Origin of the sequence: Roseateles oligotrophus, assembly GCF_025717515.1 — a bacterium.
GTDB lineage: Bacteria > Pseudomonadota > Gammaproteobacteria > Burkholderiales > Burkholderiaceae_C > Paucibacter_A > Paucibacter_A oligotrophus.
On the sequence record NZ_JAJIRN010000002.1, the window covers coordinates 106,526 to 121,927 of the forward strand.

Sequence of the window (15,402 nt, forward strand, 5' to 3'; positions counted from 1 at the left end):
GCCACGGCGGTCGACCTTGATTCAACCGGCGAAGGACTCCTTACTTTTGATGCCGTGACCTGCTGCTTTCCGGCCAGTTCCTGTCATTCGAGTGCACAGAGTGGGCGGCAACAGGGTGCCCAATGCGGGCATCCAAAGTGCCGACCTCAAAGTCGATGAAGCTGGTCAAGCAACCGCTGGCCGAGCGCTTTGTCAATCATCTTTGGGCGCTGGAGCCGCCGACCGGCAAATGGCGCTATTACAACGGCCTGCTGCAGTTCATGGCCCTGCTGCATGTATCCGGGCGCTTTCAAGCTCACTGAGCCGCGCTGATCAAAGCACCCTCGCCGGCCGGACCCGGCCAGCTTGCGGCGCAGCCCGTCAGGCTGCGCCGCTCAAGCGCTCCGCCAGCGTTCCACAATGGCGCCGCAACCATTCACAGAAGGCCTGCGCCGCGTCTGAGTCGCTATGGCAGAGTAGGCCGTAATTGCGGGTGGCCGGCACGCTAAGCTCGAATATGCGCAGCAGCGCGCCGGTCTTGAGCAAGGTGGCGGCCAGACTCAGCCGGCCCAGTACCACACCCTGGCCGCAGGCGGCGGCTTCCAGGGTCAGGCCCAGATCCACATAACGGGTACCTTGTTCGGGCTCAGGCCAATCCAGATGGGCCACTTGAAACCAGGGCTGCCAGGGTTCCAGCGGGCTGCGCAGCAGCGCCAAGCCGGTCAAGTCAGCGGGGCTCAGCGGCGGCTTCAACCCGCGCAGCAGGCCAGGGGATGCCATCGGCGTGATGCGGTCACGCATCAGGATCTGATCGTCGGCGTCGGCACCCATGCGGATTTCAACAGCGGCCGGCGGGGCGAATTCGTCCAGGAATGGCGTGCTCAGCAGCAGCTCCAACTCCAGCTTCGGGTGGGCTTGGGTGAATTCCGGCAGCGCCGGCACCAGGATCTGGCGGGCAAAGGTGGGCGGCGCGGTGATGGTCAAACGGCTGCGCCGCTGGGTGCTACGGCTGTGCAGCGGCATCGCGGCCAACAACGCCAGCGCTTCGCTGACCTGCACCAAGTACTCCTTGCCGGCGCTGGTCAAGCAAAAAGGTCTGTTGCTGCTGCGGATCAAGAGGCTCACGCCGAGCAGGTCTTCGAGCGCATTGATGCGCTTGCCGACGGCACTGGCGCTGATGTTCAGCGCAGCGGCGGCCGGCTCGAAGCCGCCCAGCCGCGCGGTGGATTCGAAGGCACGCAGGCCATCAATGGAGGGGAAACGCAGGTCATGCGGCATCGGCGGGCAGGGCTTTCAGCTTGGGAGGTCGAGGAGCGGGATTGTCGCGCCCGAATATTCCTCCGCCGCCACCCGACAAAATTTCCGGCCACGCTGCACCCAAGCTGGCTAGCATCGACCAACCTATTGCTCAGCCGCCCCACCATCATGCCCACCATCACCTGCATCGAAGACCTCCGCCTCCTGGCCAAGAAACGTGTGCCGCGGATGTTTTATGACTACGCGGACTCGGGCTCCTGGACGGAGAGCACTTACCGCGCCAATAGCGCCGACTTCCAGTCCATCAAGCTGCGCCAGCGCGTCGCCCAGAACATGGAAGGCCGCAGCACCGCCGTGAAGATGTTGGGCGAGGACGTGGCCATGCCGGTGGCGATCGCGCCGACCGGGCTGACCGGCATGCAGCACGCGGACGGCGAGATCCTGACGGCGCGAGCGGCCGAGAAGTTCGGTGTTCCGTTCACGCTCTCCACCATGAGCATCTGCTCGATCGAGGCGGTGCGGGCGGCGACCACGCGGCCGTTCTGGTTCCAGCTCTATGTGATGCGGGACCGCGACTTCATCGAGCGCCTGATCGAGCGCGCCCGCGCCGCGCAGTGCAGCGCGCTGGTGCTGACGCTGGACCTGCAGATCCTCGGTCAGCGCCACAAGGATTTGAAAAACGGCCTGTCCGCGCCGCCCAAACCGACCCTCGCCAACATCATCAATCTGATGACCAAGCCGCGCTGGTGCTTGAGCATGCTGGGCACGCCGAACCGGGGCTTCGGCAATATCGTCGGCCATGTCAAGGGCGTGGCCGATATGGGCTCGCTGTCCGAATGGACCGCTCAGCAGTTCGACCCGCAGCTGAGCTGGGCCGATGTCGAGTGGATCAAAAAACGCTGGGGCGGCAAGCTGATCCTGAAGGGCATTCAGGATGTCGAGGACGCACGCCTGGCCGTCGCCTCGGGCGCCGACGCGCTGATCGTCAGCAACCATGGCGGCCGGCAACTGGACGGCGCCGAGAGCAGCATCCGCGCGCTGCCAGCCATCGTGCAGGCGGTCGGCTCGCAAATCGAGGTGCATATGGACGGCGGCATCCGCTCCGGCCAAGACGTGCTGAAGGCCTGGGCGCTGGGCGCACGCGGCTGTTATATCGGCCGGGCTTTTCTCTATGGCCTGGGCGCGCTGGGCGAGGCCGGCGTCACCAAGGCGCTGCAAATCATCCACAAGGAACTCGACCTCAGCATGGCCTTCGGCGGCAACCGAAAGCTCAGCGAGGTGACCCGCGATATTTTGCTTCCCCGTACTTACCCTCGAGTCGATTAATGCCGGAGCGACAACTCGCAAACAGTTGATTTTTTGGCCGCAGGAAAGCGGCGAAACTGCGGCTAACTTTGTGGCGCTCGGTATTCAAATGAACCGGCGCCTTTCGCTCTGACCTCGGTGCCGCTGCCATGCGCAAGACCAGTAAAACTTTGCCCGCTCCTTCGAGCCTGATGAATGCCGTGCTGCTGAGTCTGGCTGCCGGTTCAAGCTACGCGCAAGATCTGCCCGGTCAGTTGCTGTCTCCGCAATCAGTCACTCAGGCCCCATTGGCGTCAAAGGCGGCACCCAAGGGCGACCGCACTTATTTGATGTCAGCCTTCATGGCGACCTCGCAGAACACGCTCAGCCTGTTCAGCTCCGTTGACGGCATCACCTTCACCTCGTTGGGCTCCGAGGTCTACACGCCGCCCAAAGGATTGCTGCGCGACCCGTCCATCATGCGAGCCGCCGACGGGCTTTACTACATTGCTTACACGACCGATTGGTCAGGCCAGACCCTTGGCATCGCCAAGTCGGTCGATCTGCGACATTGGGACCATGTCGCCGACATCCCGGTGGCGCTACCAGGCCTCACCAATGTCTGGGCACCCGAATGGTTCAAGGACGCGGACGGCAGCATGAAGCTGATCGTCTCACTGGCGACCGGCAGCACCAAGAGCCAGTTCGCCCCCTTCGCCGCCTACTACCTGTCGCCATTGGACGCGGGCTTCACAAAGTTCGCGGCACCGGTGCCGATGCAAGGCTTGTCAAGCAACTACATCGACACCTTCGTGGTGTTGCAAAACGGCCAATACAGCGCCTTCACCAAGAACGAAACCACCAAGCTGATCGAGCTGGCGACAGCGCCCGCCTTGGCCGGCCCTTGGACTTTCACGCAGACCGGCGACTGGGCCGACTGGGGCGGGCCGGCAGAGGGGCCGTCGCTCAGCACCATCAAAGGCGCGGACGGCCGCGACGGCTGGCGCCTCTATTTCGACGACTACACCAGCAAGCGCTACTGGTACTCCGACAGCTTCGACGGCTTCAAGACCTGGACGCCAAAGATGGAGCTGGGCGGGGTGTCGGGCACGGTGCGCCACTTCACCGTGATCAGTGAAGACACCCCCGTGCTGGCCAAGGCCACTGCCCCCAAAGGCAAGCCCAAAGCCATCGCCTGGGACAAGTATTCGCTCATCATCGACGGCAAGCGCGAAATGATCTTCGCCGGCGAGTTCCACCCCTTCCGCCTGCCCTCGCCCAGCCTCTGGCGCGATGTGTTGCAGAAGATGAAGGCCTCAGGCTTGAACGCCGTGTCGATCTACTTCTCCTGGGGCTATCACTCCGCCAAGCCGGGGCATTACGACTTCACGCAAGTGCGCAATATCGAGCGCGCCATTCAAATGGCCGAGGAAGAGGGCCTTTACGTGATCGCCCGCATGGGCCCCTATGTGAACGCCGAGCTGACCGCCGGCGGCTTCCCAGGCTGGTTGCTGCGCCAGCGCGCCGAGGCCCGCACCGATGCGGCCGATTATCAAAAAGCCGCCGACGAGTGGATGACGCAGATCAACGCCATCATTGCCCGCCACCAGATCACCGATGGCGGCGGCACCGTGATCGCCTACCAACTTGAGAACGAGCTGTTCTCGGTCCAGCCCAAAAACATCCGCCATATGCAAAATCTGGCAAACAAGGCGCGCGCCGACGGCATCACCGTGCCCTTGTTCCACAACGCCGCCTCGCGCCTGCCGGACTGGACGCCCAAGAACTCGACCGCCCCCTTCGCCAACCCCGGCCCGACCGACCTTTACGCTTTTGATGGCTATCCGGGCGGGGTCTGCGGCGTCGACACTCAGCCGGGCAAGCCCTCGGCCGCGCCCGATTGGGGCATTTACGGCACCAACGTGCCGAGGGTCGGCTCGTTGGCCTCGCCGGGCACGCCGGGGTTCGTGGCCGAAATCGGTGCGGGCTGGTTCGACTATTGGGGCTCTAACGGCACTTACGAGTGCACCGCTCAACGCCAAGGCCCGGGCTATCAGCGGGTGTTCTACGGCACGAGTCTGATCAATTCGCTGACGATACATTCCATCTACATGGCCTTCGGTGGCACCACCTGGGGCTGGCAGCCCGGCCCTATCGTTTACACCTCGTACGACTACGGCGCGCCGATCAACGAGGCCCGGGTGATGCGCGACAAGGCCTATGTGCTCAAGCAGATGGGCAGCATGGTGCAGGCCGCCACACCGGTGCTGGCACAGATGGACAAGGGCGTGCCGATTGCCCCAAGTAACGCCAAAATCAAGCTGTATCACAACCTCAACAAGGCGCTGGGAACGCATGTGGTGTTTGCGGTGCAAAACCCGTCCAGCAACACCGGCACCGAGGCCTTTGCCTTCCCGCTGCAGACCCGTGACGGCAGCTACAGCGTGCCGCAGGCCGGCCGCCTGCAACTGTCGGGTCAGGACGCCAAGATGCTGCTGGCCTCCTACACGATGGAGCGCCAACACCTGGTCTATTCGACCTCGGAGCTGCAGACCCATCTGCAGCAAGGCGCCCGCGATATCGCCCTGCTCTACGGCCGCTCCGGTGAGGACGGCGAAACCGTGCTGCGCTTCGCAAGCAAACCCCAAGTCGAAGTGCTGGCCGGCAAGGCCGACATCAAGTTCGACGCCAAGACCGGCGATCTGCGCCTGAACTATGTTCACCAAGGCCTGACCGAGTTGCGCATCAGCGGTGGCGGCCGACCGGCCCTGACCCTGCTGCTGGCCGATGAGAAGACCGGCTGGCAGTTCTGGCGCCTGGCAACGGCCCAAGGCCCGGTGCTGGCGCTAAGCCCGGCCCTGCTGCGCAGCGCCAGCATCGACAAACAGCAAACACTGAATCTGAGCGGCGACAGCACGACCGAGAGCGGCCTGCGCGTCTGGGCACCTGCGAGCGTCAAGCAGCTCAGCTTCAATGGCGAAGCATTGGCCACCAGCCGTCAACACGAGAGCCTGCTCAGTGGTCAGAAAGCCTTGAAAGGTCCCGATGCTGTCAAGCTGACCGACCTGATGGCGCTAAGCTGGGCGCGCCGCTTCGACTCCTTGGAGGCCGACCCGAAGTTCGACGACAGCGGCTGGCGCAAGACCGACGCCAATGGCTCAGCCGCCCATGTCTACACCGCCTCCGACAAGGGGCAACCGGTGCTGTCGATGAGCGAGTACGGCTTCCACCACGGCGATGTCTGGTACCGGGGGCGCTTCAACACCAGCGACCTGAAAGCCAACAAGCTGGAGCTGTTCTTCGGCGGCGGCGGCGCCGGCCTGATACAGGTGTGGCTGGACGGCATCTTCATCGGCCAACAGGATCACGACACCGGCCGACCCTTCCCTGAGACCACCGACAGTTTCAGAAAGACGCTGACTGGTTTGACGGCCGGCGAGCATGTGCTGTCGGTACTGGTGCGCAATAACTCGCACAACTGGGATCTGTTTGCCGACGATGTGCACAAGGAGGCGCGCGGCCTGATCTCGGCCTCGCTCAGCAGCGCCGGCGGTGCTCGTTTCGCCACGCCGATCAGCTGGAAGATCCAGGGCAACAAGGGCGGCGAAGACATCGCCGACCTGGTGCGCGGGCCGATGAACAACGGCGGCCTGTATGGCGAGCGCATGGGCTGGTATCTGCCGGGCCAAGGTGCCCAATTCAAGAGCGGCTGGGACAGCGTCGCAGCGAGCGCCGCCCCGCCCGCTGCCGGCACGTACTGGCTGCGCAGCAACTTCAAGCTCGACTTGCCCACCGGCCATGATGTGCAGCTGGGCTTGGCCTTTGGCGACACCAGCCGGCCGCGCTCGGAGGCCGAGAACCGCGCGCTGATCTTCGTCAACGGCTGGCATATGGGTCAGTTCATCTCGCACATCGGCCCGCAACGCGTCTTCGTGATCCCGCCCGGCATCTTGAACCCTAACGAAGAAAACACGCTGACCCTGGCAATCACCACCGACGGGCGCGCCGAGAACGCCTTGGAGCCCATCAAGCTGGTAAATCTGCACACCGCGCGGGGCGGCGTGAAGCTGGAAGCCGTGCCTCAGCCCACGCAGCTGCAGCGCTAAGAGCGCTAAGTTCTCGCCCATGTTGCCGCCGGGCTGCTTGCAATTTGGCAAGCGAGGCAAACACGTTGACCCCATCATTTGACCAAGCACCATGAGCAATCAGATCCTCCAACCCACGGACTCCTCGCTGATCCACCCGCTGTTGGCGCACCACGCCGCCGGGCTCGGCGCCGACCGCGCCGACTATCAAGACGCGATCGAGCGTCTGATCCACAACCTGATCAATATCAGCGACCCGGAAGGCAAGTTCCTCTTGCGTCTGGACGACGGCCGCGTCATCGACACCAAGAGCTGGCACGGCTTTGAGTGGACCCAGGGCGTGGGCCTGTACGGCATCTACAAGGTCTGGGAAATGACCGGCGATGCCAAGGCCTGGGACATCATGAGCGACTGGTTCGAGGCCCGCTTCAAGGAGGGCATGCCCTCGCGCAATATCAACACGGTCGCACCCTTTCTGACTCTGGCCTATCTGTTCGAGCGCAATGGCAATCGCAGCTACCTGCCCTATCTGGAGAGCTGGGGCGAGTGGGTCTATAGCGGCCTGCCGCGCACCGAAGAAGGCGGCTTCCAGCACATCGTCTACAACAGCGTCAACCACCAGCAACTGTGGGACGACACCCTGATGATGTCGGTGCTGCCGCTGGCCAAGATCGGCTTGCTGCTGAACAAGCCGCATTACGTCGAGGAGGCCAAGCGCCAGTTCCTGGTCCACATCAAATACCTGGCCGACGTGAAGACCGGTCTGTGGTTCCATGGTTGGACCTTTGACGGGCGACACAACTTCGCCAACGCCTTGTGGGCGCGCGGCAATTCCTGGGTCACCATCGTGATCCCCGAGTTCCTGGAGCTGCTGAATCTACCCAAGGACGACGCGCTGCGCATGTTCTTGGTCAGCACCTTGGAGGCGCAGGTCAAGGCCCTGGCCAAGCATCAGGCACCGTCCGGCCTGTGGCGCACCATACTCGACGACGAAACCTCGTACGAAGAAGCGGCGGCCTCGGCCGGCTTCGCCTACGGCATCCTGAAGGCGACGCGCCTGGGCTATCTGCCCAAGGACTTTGAAGCGATGGGCATAAGTGCGGCCAAGGCGGTGCGCGCGCACATCAATGCCGAGGGCGAACTGACGCAGGTGTCCTTCGGCACACCCGTGTTCAACAGCATCCAGGAATACAAGGACATCCCGCTGACCTCGATGCCCTTCGGCCAAGCGATGGCGCTGCTGGCTTTAGGCGAATTCATGCGTCGATTTATCTGATTTTCTACTGCGCGGCCGCCATGCGTCGTTGGCCGGATGCTCGCAATCCTCACGTACAGGAAGTACGTTCCGGTTGCTGCGCTCCGTCTGCCTAGCCTGACAGCCGCTCGCTACGAAAATCCCGCCTGCCTGGCTGAAAACAGGTGTCAAGCAAAGAGAACATAACGAGACAAACCATGGCCTCCATCCAAAACAAGAACGGTGCGATGCGCACGCCCACCTGGATCAACTACTGGGGCTGGGGCTCGGGCGACATGTTGGGCGCCGGCGCGCAAGCCGTCATCACCGGCTGGTTGTTCTATTTCCTGACCGCATTTGGCGGCCTGAGCGCCGCCGAGGCCGGTCTGGTCATCGGCCTCCCGCGCCTGATCGAGGCCATCACCTGCCCCTTGATCGGCTATATCTCTGACAATCTGCGCCACACCTGGATAGGCCGGCGCATCGGTCGGCGCAAGATCTTTTTGCTGATCGTGCTGCCCTTGCTGCCCAGCTTCGCGCTGCTCTTCCGCGCCGGTGAAACCTTCTACTATTACTTGGCCGTCTTCATCTTCTTCGAGCTGCTCTACACGATGTTCCTGATCCCCTGGGAAACGCTGGCGGCCGAGATGAGCAAGGAATACAAGGTCAAAGCCAAATTCGCCGGTGCCCGCATGATCGTGGCGCAGAGCTCGGCCATCCTGGCCTCCTACTTGCCGACCTTGCTCATCAATAACTTCGGCGGCAAGGACTCGCCCGAGACCTTTTTCTGGATGGCGGCGATCTTCGGCCTGATCTTCTCGGCCGTGGTGATGATCGTGCTGCTGACGAGCTGGGAGCGCCCCTATGCCGAGAGCGAGCGCGGCGTCCAGTCCCAGGTCTTCAAATCCAATGTGATGTGGATGATCCCGGTCAAGATGTTCGTCGACTTGTTCTCGACGCTGAAGATTCGCGCCTTTCGCCAGCACCTGAGCCTCTATCTGGGCGGCTATATCTCGCAGGATATTTTCAGCACGGCCTTCCCGATCTTTGTCGCCACCGTGCTGATGGGCAGCACCCTGGTGATCTCGCAGTTGATGACCACGATGTATATCGCCCAGCTGATCTCGGTGATGGTCGCCATTAATATCGTCATCCGCACCGGGCCGGTCCTGGCCTACCGCGTGGCGATCGGTTTTTTCAGTGCCGCCCTGCTGGTCTATCTGGCCTTCTACTTGCTGCGCCCAACCGGTTTTGATACCGGCCTGCAGGCCCTGGGCAGCAATATCTTCAGCGGCTTCGGGCCCGGTGCCGCCGAGCCGGTGCTGTTGTTCTGGCTGTTTGTGCCCATCATCCTGGCGGGCTTGGGCCGGGGCACCCTGAACTTCGTGCCCTGGTCGGTCTACAACTACCTGCCCGATATCGATGAGGCCGTCACCGGCGAGCGTCGCGAAGGCATTTTTGCCGGCGTGATGACGCTGGTGCGAAAGCTGGCGCAGTCGCTCGCTATCATGGCCACCGGCTGGATCATCGGCTGGGGCGGCTATGTCTCGCCCAAGTCGCGGCCCGGCGAGGTGATCGTGCAGACACCCGAGGCGATCCAGACGATCGCGCTGCTGCTGGTCATCGGCCCCATCGTCGTGATGCTGCTGGGCATGGTTGCCGCCTGGTCCTTCCGCCTGAACGCGCGCACCCATGCGGTGCTGGTGCATGAGGTCGAGCGGTTGCGGGCTGGCGCCCGCACGGCCGAGTCCGAGGCCAATCGCCAGATCGTCGAGGACCTGACCGGCTGGCGCTACGCCACGCTGTGGGGTCGCGGTCGCTAGATTTAATCGGGTACTCCCATGTCCGATTTCACGCGCCGCGCTTTCTTCAAGACCGGCTCGGCGCCGGTTCTGCCGCTGGCCAGCCTAGCAGTCAACGCCGCAACCACATCCCCGCCGGCCAAGCTCAAGCCGCCCACTGATCCGCTGAGCTTGCGCTGGCTGGACGACCAAGCGCCGGCCTTGTCGCTGGGTCAGACCAAGATCTATGGCCTCCATGCCAGCAAAGGTCGCCATTGGCTGCCCTTCAGCGTGCGCCCGTATTTCTATGCCGGCGCCGAGTCGGTGCGCGTCAGGCACACCTTCATCTTCGACGGTGACGAGCACAAAGACTTTTTGCGCGGCATCGGCCTGCGTTTGAAGGTGCCGCTGCGCGATCCGCCGCATGACCGCCATGTGCGCTTTGCCGGTAAGGACGGGGGCCTGTGGGCGGAGGGCGTGCGCAACTTGACCGGCCTGCGCCGTGACCCCGGTGCGGCGGTGCGCGCCGCCCAATTGGCCGGCCTGGCCTGCCCGCCACTGGCCGAGTTCGGCGCCCAGGTGCGCCAACATCTTGAGCGCATCCCGGCCTGGGGTGACTACACGCTCAGCCAACTGGCGGCCGACGCCTTCCAGATTCGCAAACGCACCAAAGCCGGACATGGATGGATACCGGCCGCCTGGGGCCACCGTGCGCCGGGCACCGGCTATATCGGCGGCGCCACGGTCGGCGTGGGGCTTGGCCGCGACTCAGAACCTGGCCTTGACCGCCAAGCACTTGCCCGAATGAAGCGGCTCATCACCCCCCTGATGCTCTGCGCCGGCCTGCTCTGCGGCGCTGCCGTGCAAGCAGCCGATACCTACAAGATCATCTTTGGCGGCCCGCCCGAGGACGTCAGTCGCGCGCGCGAGTCATACAGCCGCGAGCACGGCTATGGCTTCGAACCCGGCGCCGAGCTCATGGAGAGCCCACAGGGCCTAGGCAGCAGCGGAAAGCCCTTTTTCTTTTCGGCCGACTTGCCCGAGGGCAACTACCGCGTCAGCCTCGACTTCGGCGGCCCGGCGGCCAGCGCCAGCACGGTGCGGGCCGAGCTGCGCCGCTTGATGCTGGAGGACGCTGCGAACCCGACAGGCGGCGTGCGCAGCTTCACCGTCAATGTACGCACGCCCATGATCCCCGCATCGGACGGCATCAAAGCCGGCCGCGTCCAGCTGAAGGCTCCTCGCGAAACCATCGAGGAGGCTTGGGCCTGGGACGCCAAGCTGACGCTGGAGTTCAGCGGCAACACGACCGGTCTGCGCTCGATTTCCATCACGCCGGTCAAGGTGCCCACGCTGTTCTTGCTCGGTGACTCGACCGTCGCCGACCAGTCTCAGGAGCCCTACGCCAGCTGGGGTCAGATGTTGCCTCGCTTTTTCAAGCCCGGCGTCGCGGTGGCCAACCATGCCGAGTCAGGCGAGACCTTGCGCGACTCGCTGGCCCGGCGCCGGCTCGACAAAATCGCTTCCGCGCTGCAAGCCGGCGACACCGTACTGCTGCAATTCGGTCATAACGACCAGAAACAAATCAAGGCCGGCAGTGGTGACACCGCCAGCTACAGCGCCGAGCTGAAGCAGCATGTGCTGGCCGTGCGTGCACGCGGCGGCGTGGCAGTGATCGTCTCGCCAATGGAGCGACGCGGCTTCGACGCACAGGGTCAGGTCTTGCCCAGCCTGCTCGCCTATGCGGACGCGGCTGCCCGAGTTGCCACCGAGCTGGACGCGCCCTTCATCGATCTGAACGCGCAGAGCAAGGTTTTCTACGCGGCGCTGGGCCCAGAGCGCAGCAAGCTGGCCTTTGCCCAGCCCGAGCCCGGCAAGGTCGACAACACCCATCACAACAACTACGGTAGCTACCAGCTCGCCCGCCTGATCGTTCAGGGCCTGCGTCAGGCCGGGCTGGCGGTGGCAAGAGAGATCGCCGACGACTTCGCAGTGCTGGACCCGGCCCGGCCGGACGCGCCAGAAAACTTCCAGCTGGCCGCCAGCCCCAAGGTCACTCACCAGCGGCCGCTGGGGGACTGACAAGCAAAATCAATATGAAAACCAACTCATTATTCAGGCGCCCCCTGAGCCTTTTCTTACTCGGCCTGAGCCTGGTGTTTGTGAACACGCAGGCGGCCACGCCAGCCAAGCCTGCGCAAGAAAACATCAACGCGGCCGGCTTCTCGCCCGAGCGCCTGCACAGGCTGGACAGCGTCATCGAGAGCGAGGTCGCCAAGGGCCAACTGGCCGGCGGCATCATGGTCATCGCCCGCGACGGCAAGCCGGTTCACGTGAAGAGCTATGGCCAGCAGGACATCGAAAACAAACGGCCCATGCAGGTCGACGCAATCTTCCGCATTGCCTCGATGAGCAAGGCGCTGACCAGCGTCGCGGTGATGATGTTGTACGAAGAAGGGCATTTCCTCTTGAAGGACCCGGTGGCCAAGTTCATCCCGGCTTTCGCCAACCCGCTGGTCGCCATCGCCCCCCCGCCGGGATCGCCGACTGGCACCGCCTTCACGACCGAGAAGGCCAAGCGGCCGATTTCGATCCGCGATCTGCTGCGCCATACCGCCGGCCTCAGCTATGGCCAGGGCCCGGCCGCCGCCGCCTACAAGGAGGCGGGCTTCACCGATTGGTATTTGATAGACCGCAAGGAAACGATCGCCCAGGTGGTTGACCGCATCGCCGCCCTGCCGCTGCAGGGCCAACCAGGCGAGCAATTCCATTATGGCTATGCCACCGATGTGCTGGGCCGTCTGGTCGAGGTGGTGTCCGGCATGCCGCTTGATCAATTCATCGCCAAACGCATCACCGGGCCACTCGGCATGGTGGACACCGGCTTCTTTCTGCCGCCCGAGAAGGCCTCGCGTCTGGCCAATGTCTACGGCTATGAAAACGGCGCGCTGCAACTGAAGGAAAGTGCCGCCACCAGCGACTTCGTCAACGGCCCAAAGCTTTGCCTCTCCGGTGGCGCCGGCCTGCTCTCGACCGCCGCCGACTACACACGCTTTCTGCAGATGATGCTGAACGGTGGCACGCTGGACGGCCAACGCCTGCTGGCGCCAAAGACGGTGGAGCTGATGCGCAGCAACCATACCGGCGACAAGTACCGCAGCAGTTCGGAGAGCGTCGACGGCTTCGGTCTGGGCTTCTGGGTCACCGTCGACCCCGGCGTGGCCGGCGAGGTCGGCACGGCCGGCGCCTTCGGCTGGGGCAGCGCCTATTTCCCGCAGTATCTGGTCGACCCCAAGGAGCGATTGATCATGCTGTTCATGACCCAGCACCGCCCCGCCGGTGGCTCCAATCTGAATCAGCGCGTCAAGGTGCTGACCTATCAGGCCTTGATCAAATAGAGCCCGGGCGATGAACAAGCTTCTGGTCGCGCTTGCGTTTTTCCTATATGCGTCGGCACAGGCGCAGACACAGGCGCAAACGCCGCCCACTCCGACAGCGTCTGCTGCATCAGCGCCCAAGCCGGCCGCGCCCGCCGCCTCAGCCCCGACCGCCGAGCTCCCCCGAGTCGTGCTCAGCGGCTCCGCCGACAGCGACGACGACGGCGCGCGCCGCAATGAGTCGATCGCCAAGACGATTTACGGCCGCGAGGAGCTGGACCGCCAAGGCGATATCGACGTCACCGATGTGCTCAAGCGCCTGCCCGGCGTGTCCATGGACGGCGGCGCGCCGCGCCTGCGTGGCCTGGGCGGCGGCTATACCCAAGTGCTGGTCAACGGCGAGCCGGCGCCGCCGGGCTTCTCGCTCGATAGCCTGTCACCCGCCGATGTGGCACGCATCGAGATCATCAAGGGTGCGACGGCCGAGTATGCCGGCGTCGCGGGCACCATCAATGTGGTGCTGCGCGAGCCACCGCGCTCGCAACAGCGCGAGGTGCGCAGCAACCTCAGTTACCGCGCTGTCGAGCCCGGCGGCGGCATGTCTTTTCAATGGGGTGACCGGCTAGGGGCTGTGTCCTTTGTGCTGCCGCTCAGCGTCGCCCACACCGCCCAGTCGGGCGAGTACACCAGCGCGCGGATCTCGCGCAACCGGGATGGCGAGGTGCAGTCGCAGTCGATCAGCGGACAGGACGTCTCGCGCAACAGCAACGGCCAGTTCTCGCCGCGTCTGCAGTGGAAGTTCAGCGACGTGGACACGCTGAACCTGGGCGGCTTTGTGCAGCACAACCAGTCCGGCAACCACGGTGAGCGGCAGACCACGACCCTGCTGGGCGCGCCCCTGTCCACGCTGTCGGATGAGTCGCACACGCGCAGCGACGGCGATGTGCTGCGCCTGAATCTGCAATGGCAGCGGCGCCTGCAGGACGGTGCCAAGCTCGAGCTGAAGTCGTCCTGGCAGAACACCCAGCGCAACAGCTTCAACGACTACGCGGGCCGCCGCGTCGACGGATCGCTGATCGAGCGCGAGACCCGCAGCGAGTTCGAGGAAACCCGTGCGGCGCTGGGCGGGCGCTGGACTCAGCCGATCGCACAGGATCACACCCTGCTGAGCGGCTGGGACGTCGAGCGCCGCCAGCGCGAGGACTTGCGGCGCATCTGGGACGCCGGCGTCGAGCGCCTGGACAGCGCGACCGGCCTGCCCTTCGAGGCCAGCATTGACCGCACGGCACTGTTCATGCAGGACGAATGGGCGATCAACAAGAGTTGGGCCATGCTGCCGGGCCTGCGCTTCGAACAGGTCAAGTCGCACAGCCATGACCCGGGCCGCAACGGCGCCGGCGCTTACGACATCGACAACACGGCCCGCGTGATGGCGCCGGTGCTGCACGTCAACTACCGCTTCGATCAAGGAGGTGAATCAAAGGGCGGCGACCAACTGCGCGCCAGCATCACACGCAGCTTCAAGCTGCCGGATCTATCCGCACTGGCGGGTCGTTATGTGCTGAACGGCAACTACGAGCGCGACGTCAGCAACACGCCGATTGCGGCCGACCGGGCCGGCAATCCGAACCTGCAGCCCGAGCTATCGACCGGCTTTGATCTGTCCTTCGAGCATTACCCGGCCGGCGGCGGCGTGTTCAGCGTCGGCATGTTCTACCGCCGCATCGAGGATCTGATCCGCCAGCGCATCGCGCTCGAAGCCGACCCGGCGCCGGGCGTGGTGGCCGTGCCGCGCTGGGTCTCGCGGCCGGTCAATCTGGGCCAGGCCAGCAGCCTTGGCCTGGAACTGGAAATCAAGGGCCGCGCCGAGGAATGGCTGCCGGCGCTGTTCTCCGCCAATAGCGGCGTGCAGTTGCGTGGCAGCTGGAATTTCTACCGCTCGGAAGTTGATCAAGTCGACGGCCCTGACAACCGGCTGGAAGCACAGCCGCCCTGGCTCGCCAATCTGGGCTTCGATGCCCGCATCAAGAACAGCGGCTGGACGGTCGGCGCCAGCCTGGTGCTGCAGCCGGCATACGCGACCCGCCAGACCGATCTGCAACTCAGCCACCGCAGCGCGGTGCAAACGCTGGACGCCTTTGCCAGCTGGAAGATCGACCGCAGCAACCAGATCCGCATCGGTTTCACCAATCTGCTGGCGCCGGACAGCGAAATTGCGAACAGCGTCGAAGACCTCGACGGCTTCTCGGCCGGCAGCAGCATGCACCGCAACACGCAGCCCAGCGTCAATGCGAGTTGGGTGGCGCGCTTCTGAGTATTCTTGCGGCACTGCCTCGACTTATTGACGGCAAGACAACAAAACACGCAGTTACTATGCGGGCAGCCCATCGAGTCGAAAACCGCCC

General features: G+C 64.2%; 9 protein-coding genes. 8 read left to right on the top strand and 1 reads right to left on the bottom strand.

The window, feature by feature from the left end; genetic code table 11:
- Positions 1-122: 122 nt before the first annotated feature.
- On the top strand, positions 123-302 hold the full coding sequence (locus LNV07_RS03835) for a hypothetical protein (RefSeq protein WP_263569856.1): 180 nt from the start codon (positions 123-125) through the stop codon (positions 300-302).
- Positions 303-360: 58 nt separating this feature from the next.
- Here the strand turns inward: LNV07_RS03835 and LNV07_RS03840 are convergent, their stop codons facing one another.
- Positions 361-1,257 carry a LysR substrate-binding domain-containing protein gene (locus LNV07_RS03840; RefSeq protein WP_263569857.1) on the bottom strand — a complete coding sequence of 299 codons (897 nt, stop codon included), beginning with the start codon at positions 1,255-1,257 and terminating at the stop codon, positions 361-363.
- A gap of 147 nt (positions 1,258-1,404) precedes the next feature.
- On the opposite strand from LNV07_RS03840, the gene LNV07_RS03845 reads away from it, so the two are divergent.
- From LNV07_RS03845 to LNV07_RS03875, 7 genes are all read left to right on the top strand, one after another.
- A complete protein-coding gene (locus LNV07_RS03845) occupies positions 1,405-2,562 on the top strand; it encodes an alpha-hydroxy acid oxidase (protein ID WP_263569858.1) in 1,158 nt (385 codons plus the stop codon).
- Positions 2,563-2,690: 128 nt separating this feature from the next.
- Complete coding sequence (locus LNV07_RS03850; RefSeq protein WP_263569859.1) at positions 2,691-6,626, top strand: beta-galactosidase; 3,936 nt, start codon at positions 2,691-2,693, stop codon at positions 6,624-6,626.
- Between the two features lie 91 nt (positions 6,627-6,717).
- Positions 6,718-7,881 (top strand): beta-galactosidase BglB, encoded by a 1,164-nt coding sequence (bglB, locus tag LNV07_RS03855; protein ID WP_263569860.1) that lies wholly within the window; start codon positions 6,718-6,720, stop codon positions 7,879-7,881.
- 176 nt (positions 7,882-8,057) lie between these two features.
- Positions 8,058-9,662, top strand: coding sequence for an MFS transporter (locus LNV07_RS03860; RefSeq protein WP_263569861.1), 1,605 nt, complete (start codon positions 8,058-8,060; stop codon positions 9,660-9,662).
- 18 nt (positions 9,663-9,680) lie between these two features.
- Entirely contained in the window at positions 9,681-11,702 is a 2,022-nt protein-coding gene (locus tag LNV07_RS03865) for a rhamnogalacturonan acetylesterase (protein WP_263569862.1), read from the top strand.
- Between the two features lie 14 nt (positions 11,703-11,716).
- Positions 11,717-13,018 carry a serine hydrolase domain-containing protein gene (locus tag LNV07_RS03870; RefSeq protein WP_263569863.1) on the top strand — a complete coding sequence of 434 codons (1,302 nt, stop codon included), beginning with the start codon at positions 11,717-11,719 and terminating at the stop codon, positions 13,016-13,018.
- Between the two features lie 10 nt (positions 13,019-13,028).
- Positions 13,029-15,311, top strand: a complete 2,283-nt coding sequence (locus LNV07_RS03875; RefSeq protein ID WP_263569864.1) for a TonB-dependent receptor plug domain-containing protein — start codon at positions 13,029-13,031, stop codon at positions 15,309-15,311.
- Positions 15,312-15,402 lie beyond the last annotated feature (91 nt).

Bases quoted from the DNA above. Each gene is read 5' to 3' on its own strand.
- LNV07_RS03835 (WP_263569856.1), top strand. From the start codon at position 123: ATGCGGGCATCCAAAGTGCCGACCTCAAAGTCGATGAAGCTGGTCAAG.
- LNV07_RS03840 (WP_263569857.1), bottom strand. From the start codon at position 1,257: ATGCCGCATGACCTGCGTTTCCCCTCCATTGATGGCCTGCGTGCCTTC.
- LNV07_RS03845 (WP_263569858.1), top strand. From the start codon at position 1,405: ATGCCCACCATCACCTGCATCGAAGACCTCCGCCTCCTGGCCAAGAAA.
- LNV07_RS03850 (WP_263569859.1), top strand. From the start codon at position 2,691: ATGCGCAAGACCAGTAAAACTTTGCCCGCTCCTTCGAGCCTGATGAAT.
- bglB (WP_263569860.1), top strand. From the start codon at position 6,718: ATGAGCAATCAGATCCTCCAACCCACGGACTCCTCGCTGATCCACCCG.
- LNV07_RS03860 (WP_263569861.1), top strand. From the start codon at position 8,058: ATGGCCTCCATCCAAAACAAGAACGGTGCGATGCGCACGCCCACCTGG.
- LNV07_RS03865 (WP_263569862.1), top strand. From the start codon at position 9,681: ATGTCCGATTTCACGCGCCGCGCTTTCTTCAAGACCGGCTCGGCGCCG.
- LNV07_RS03870 (WP_263569863.1), top strand. From the start codon at position 11,717: ATGAAAACCAACTCATTATTCAGGCGCCCCCTGAGCCTTTTCTTACTC.
- LNV07_RS03875 (WP_263569864.1), top strand. From the start codon at position 13,029: ATGAACAAGCTTCTGGTCGCGCTTGCGTTTTTCCTATATGCGTCGGCA.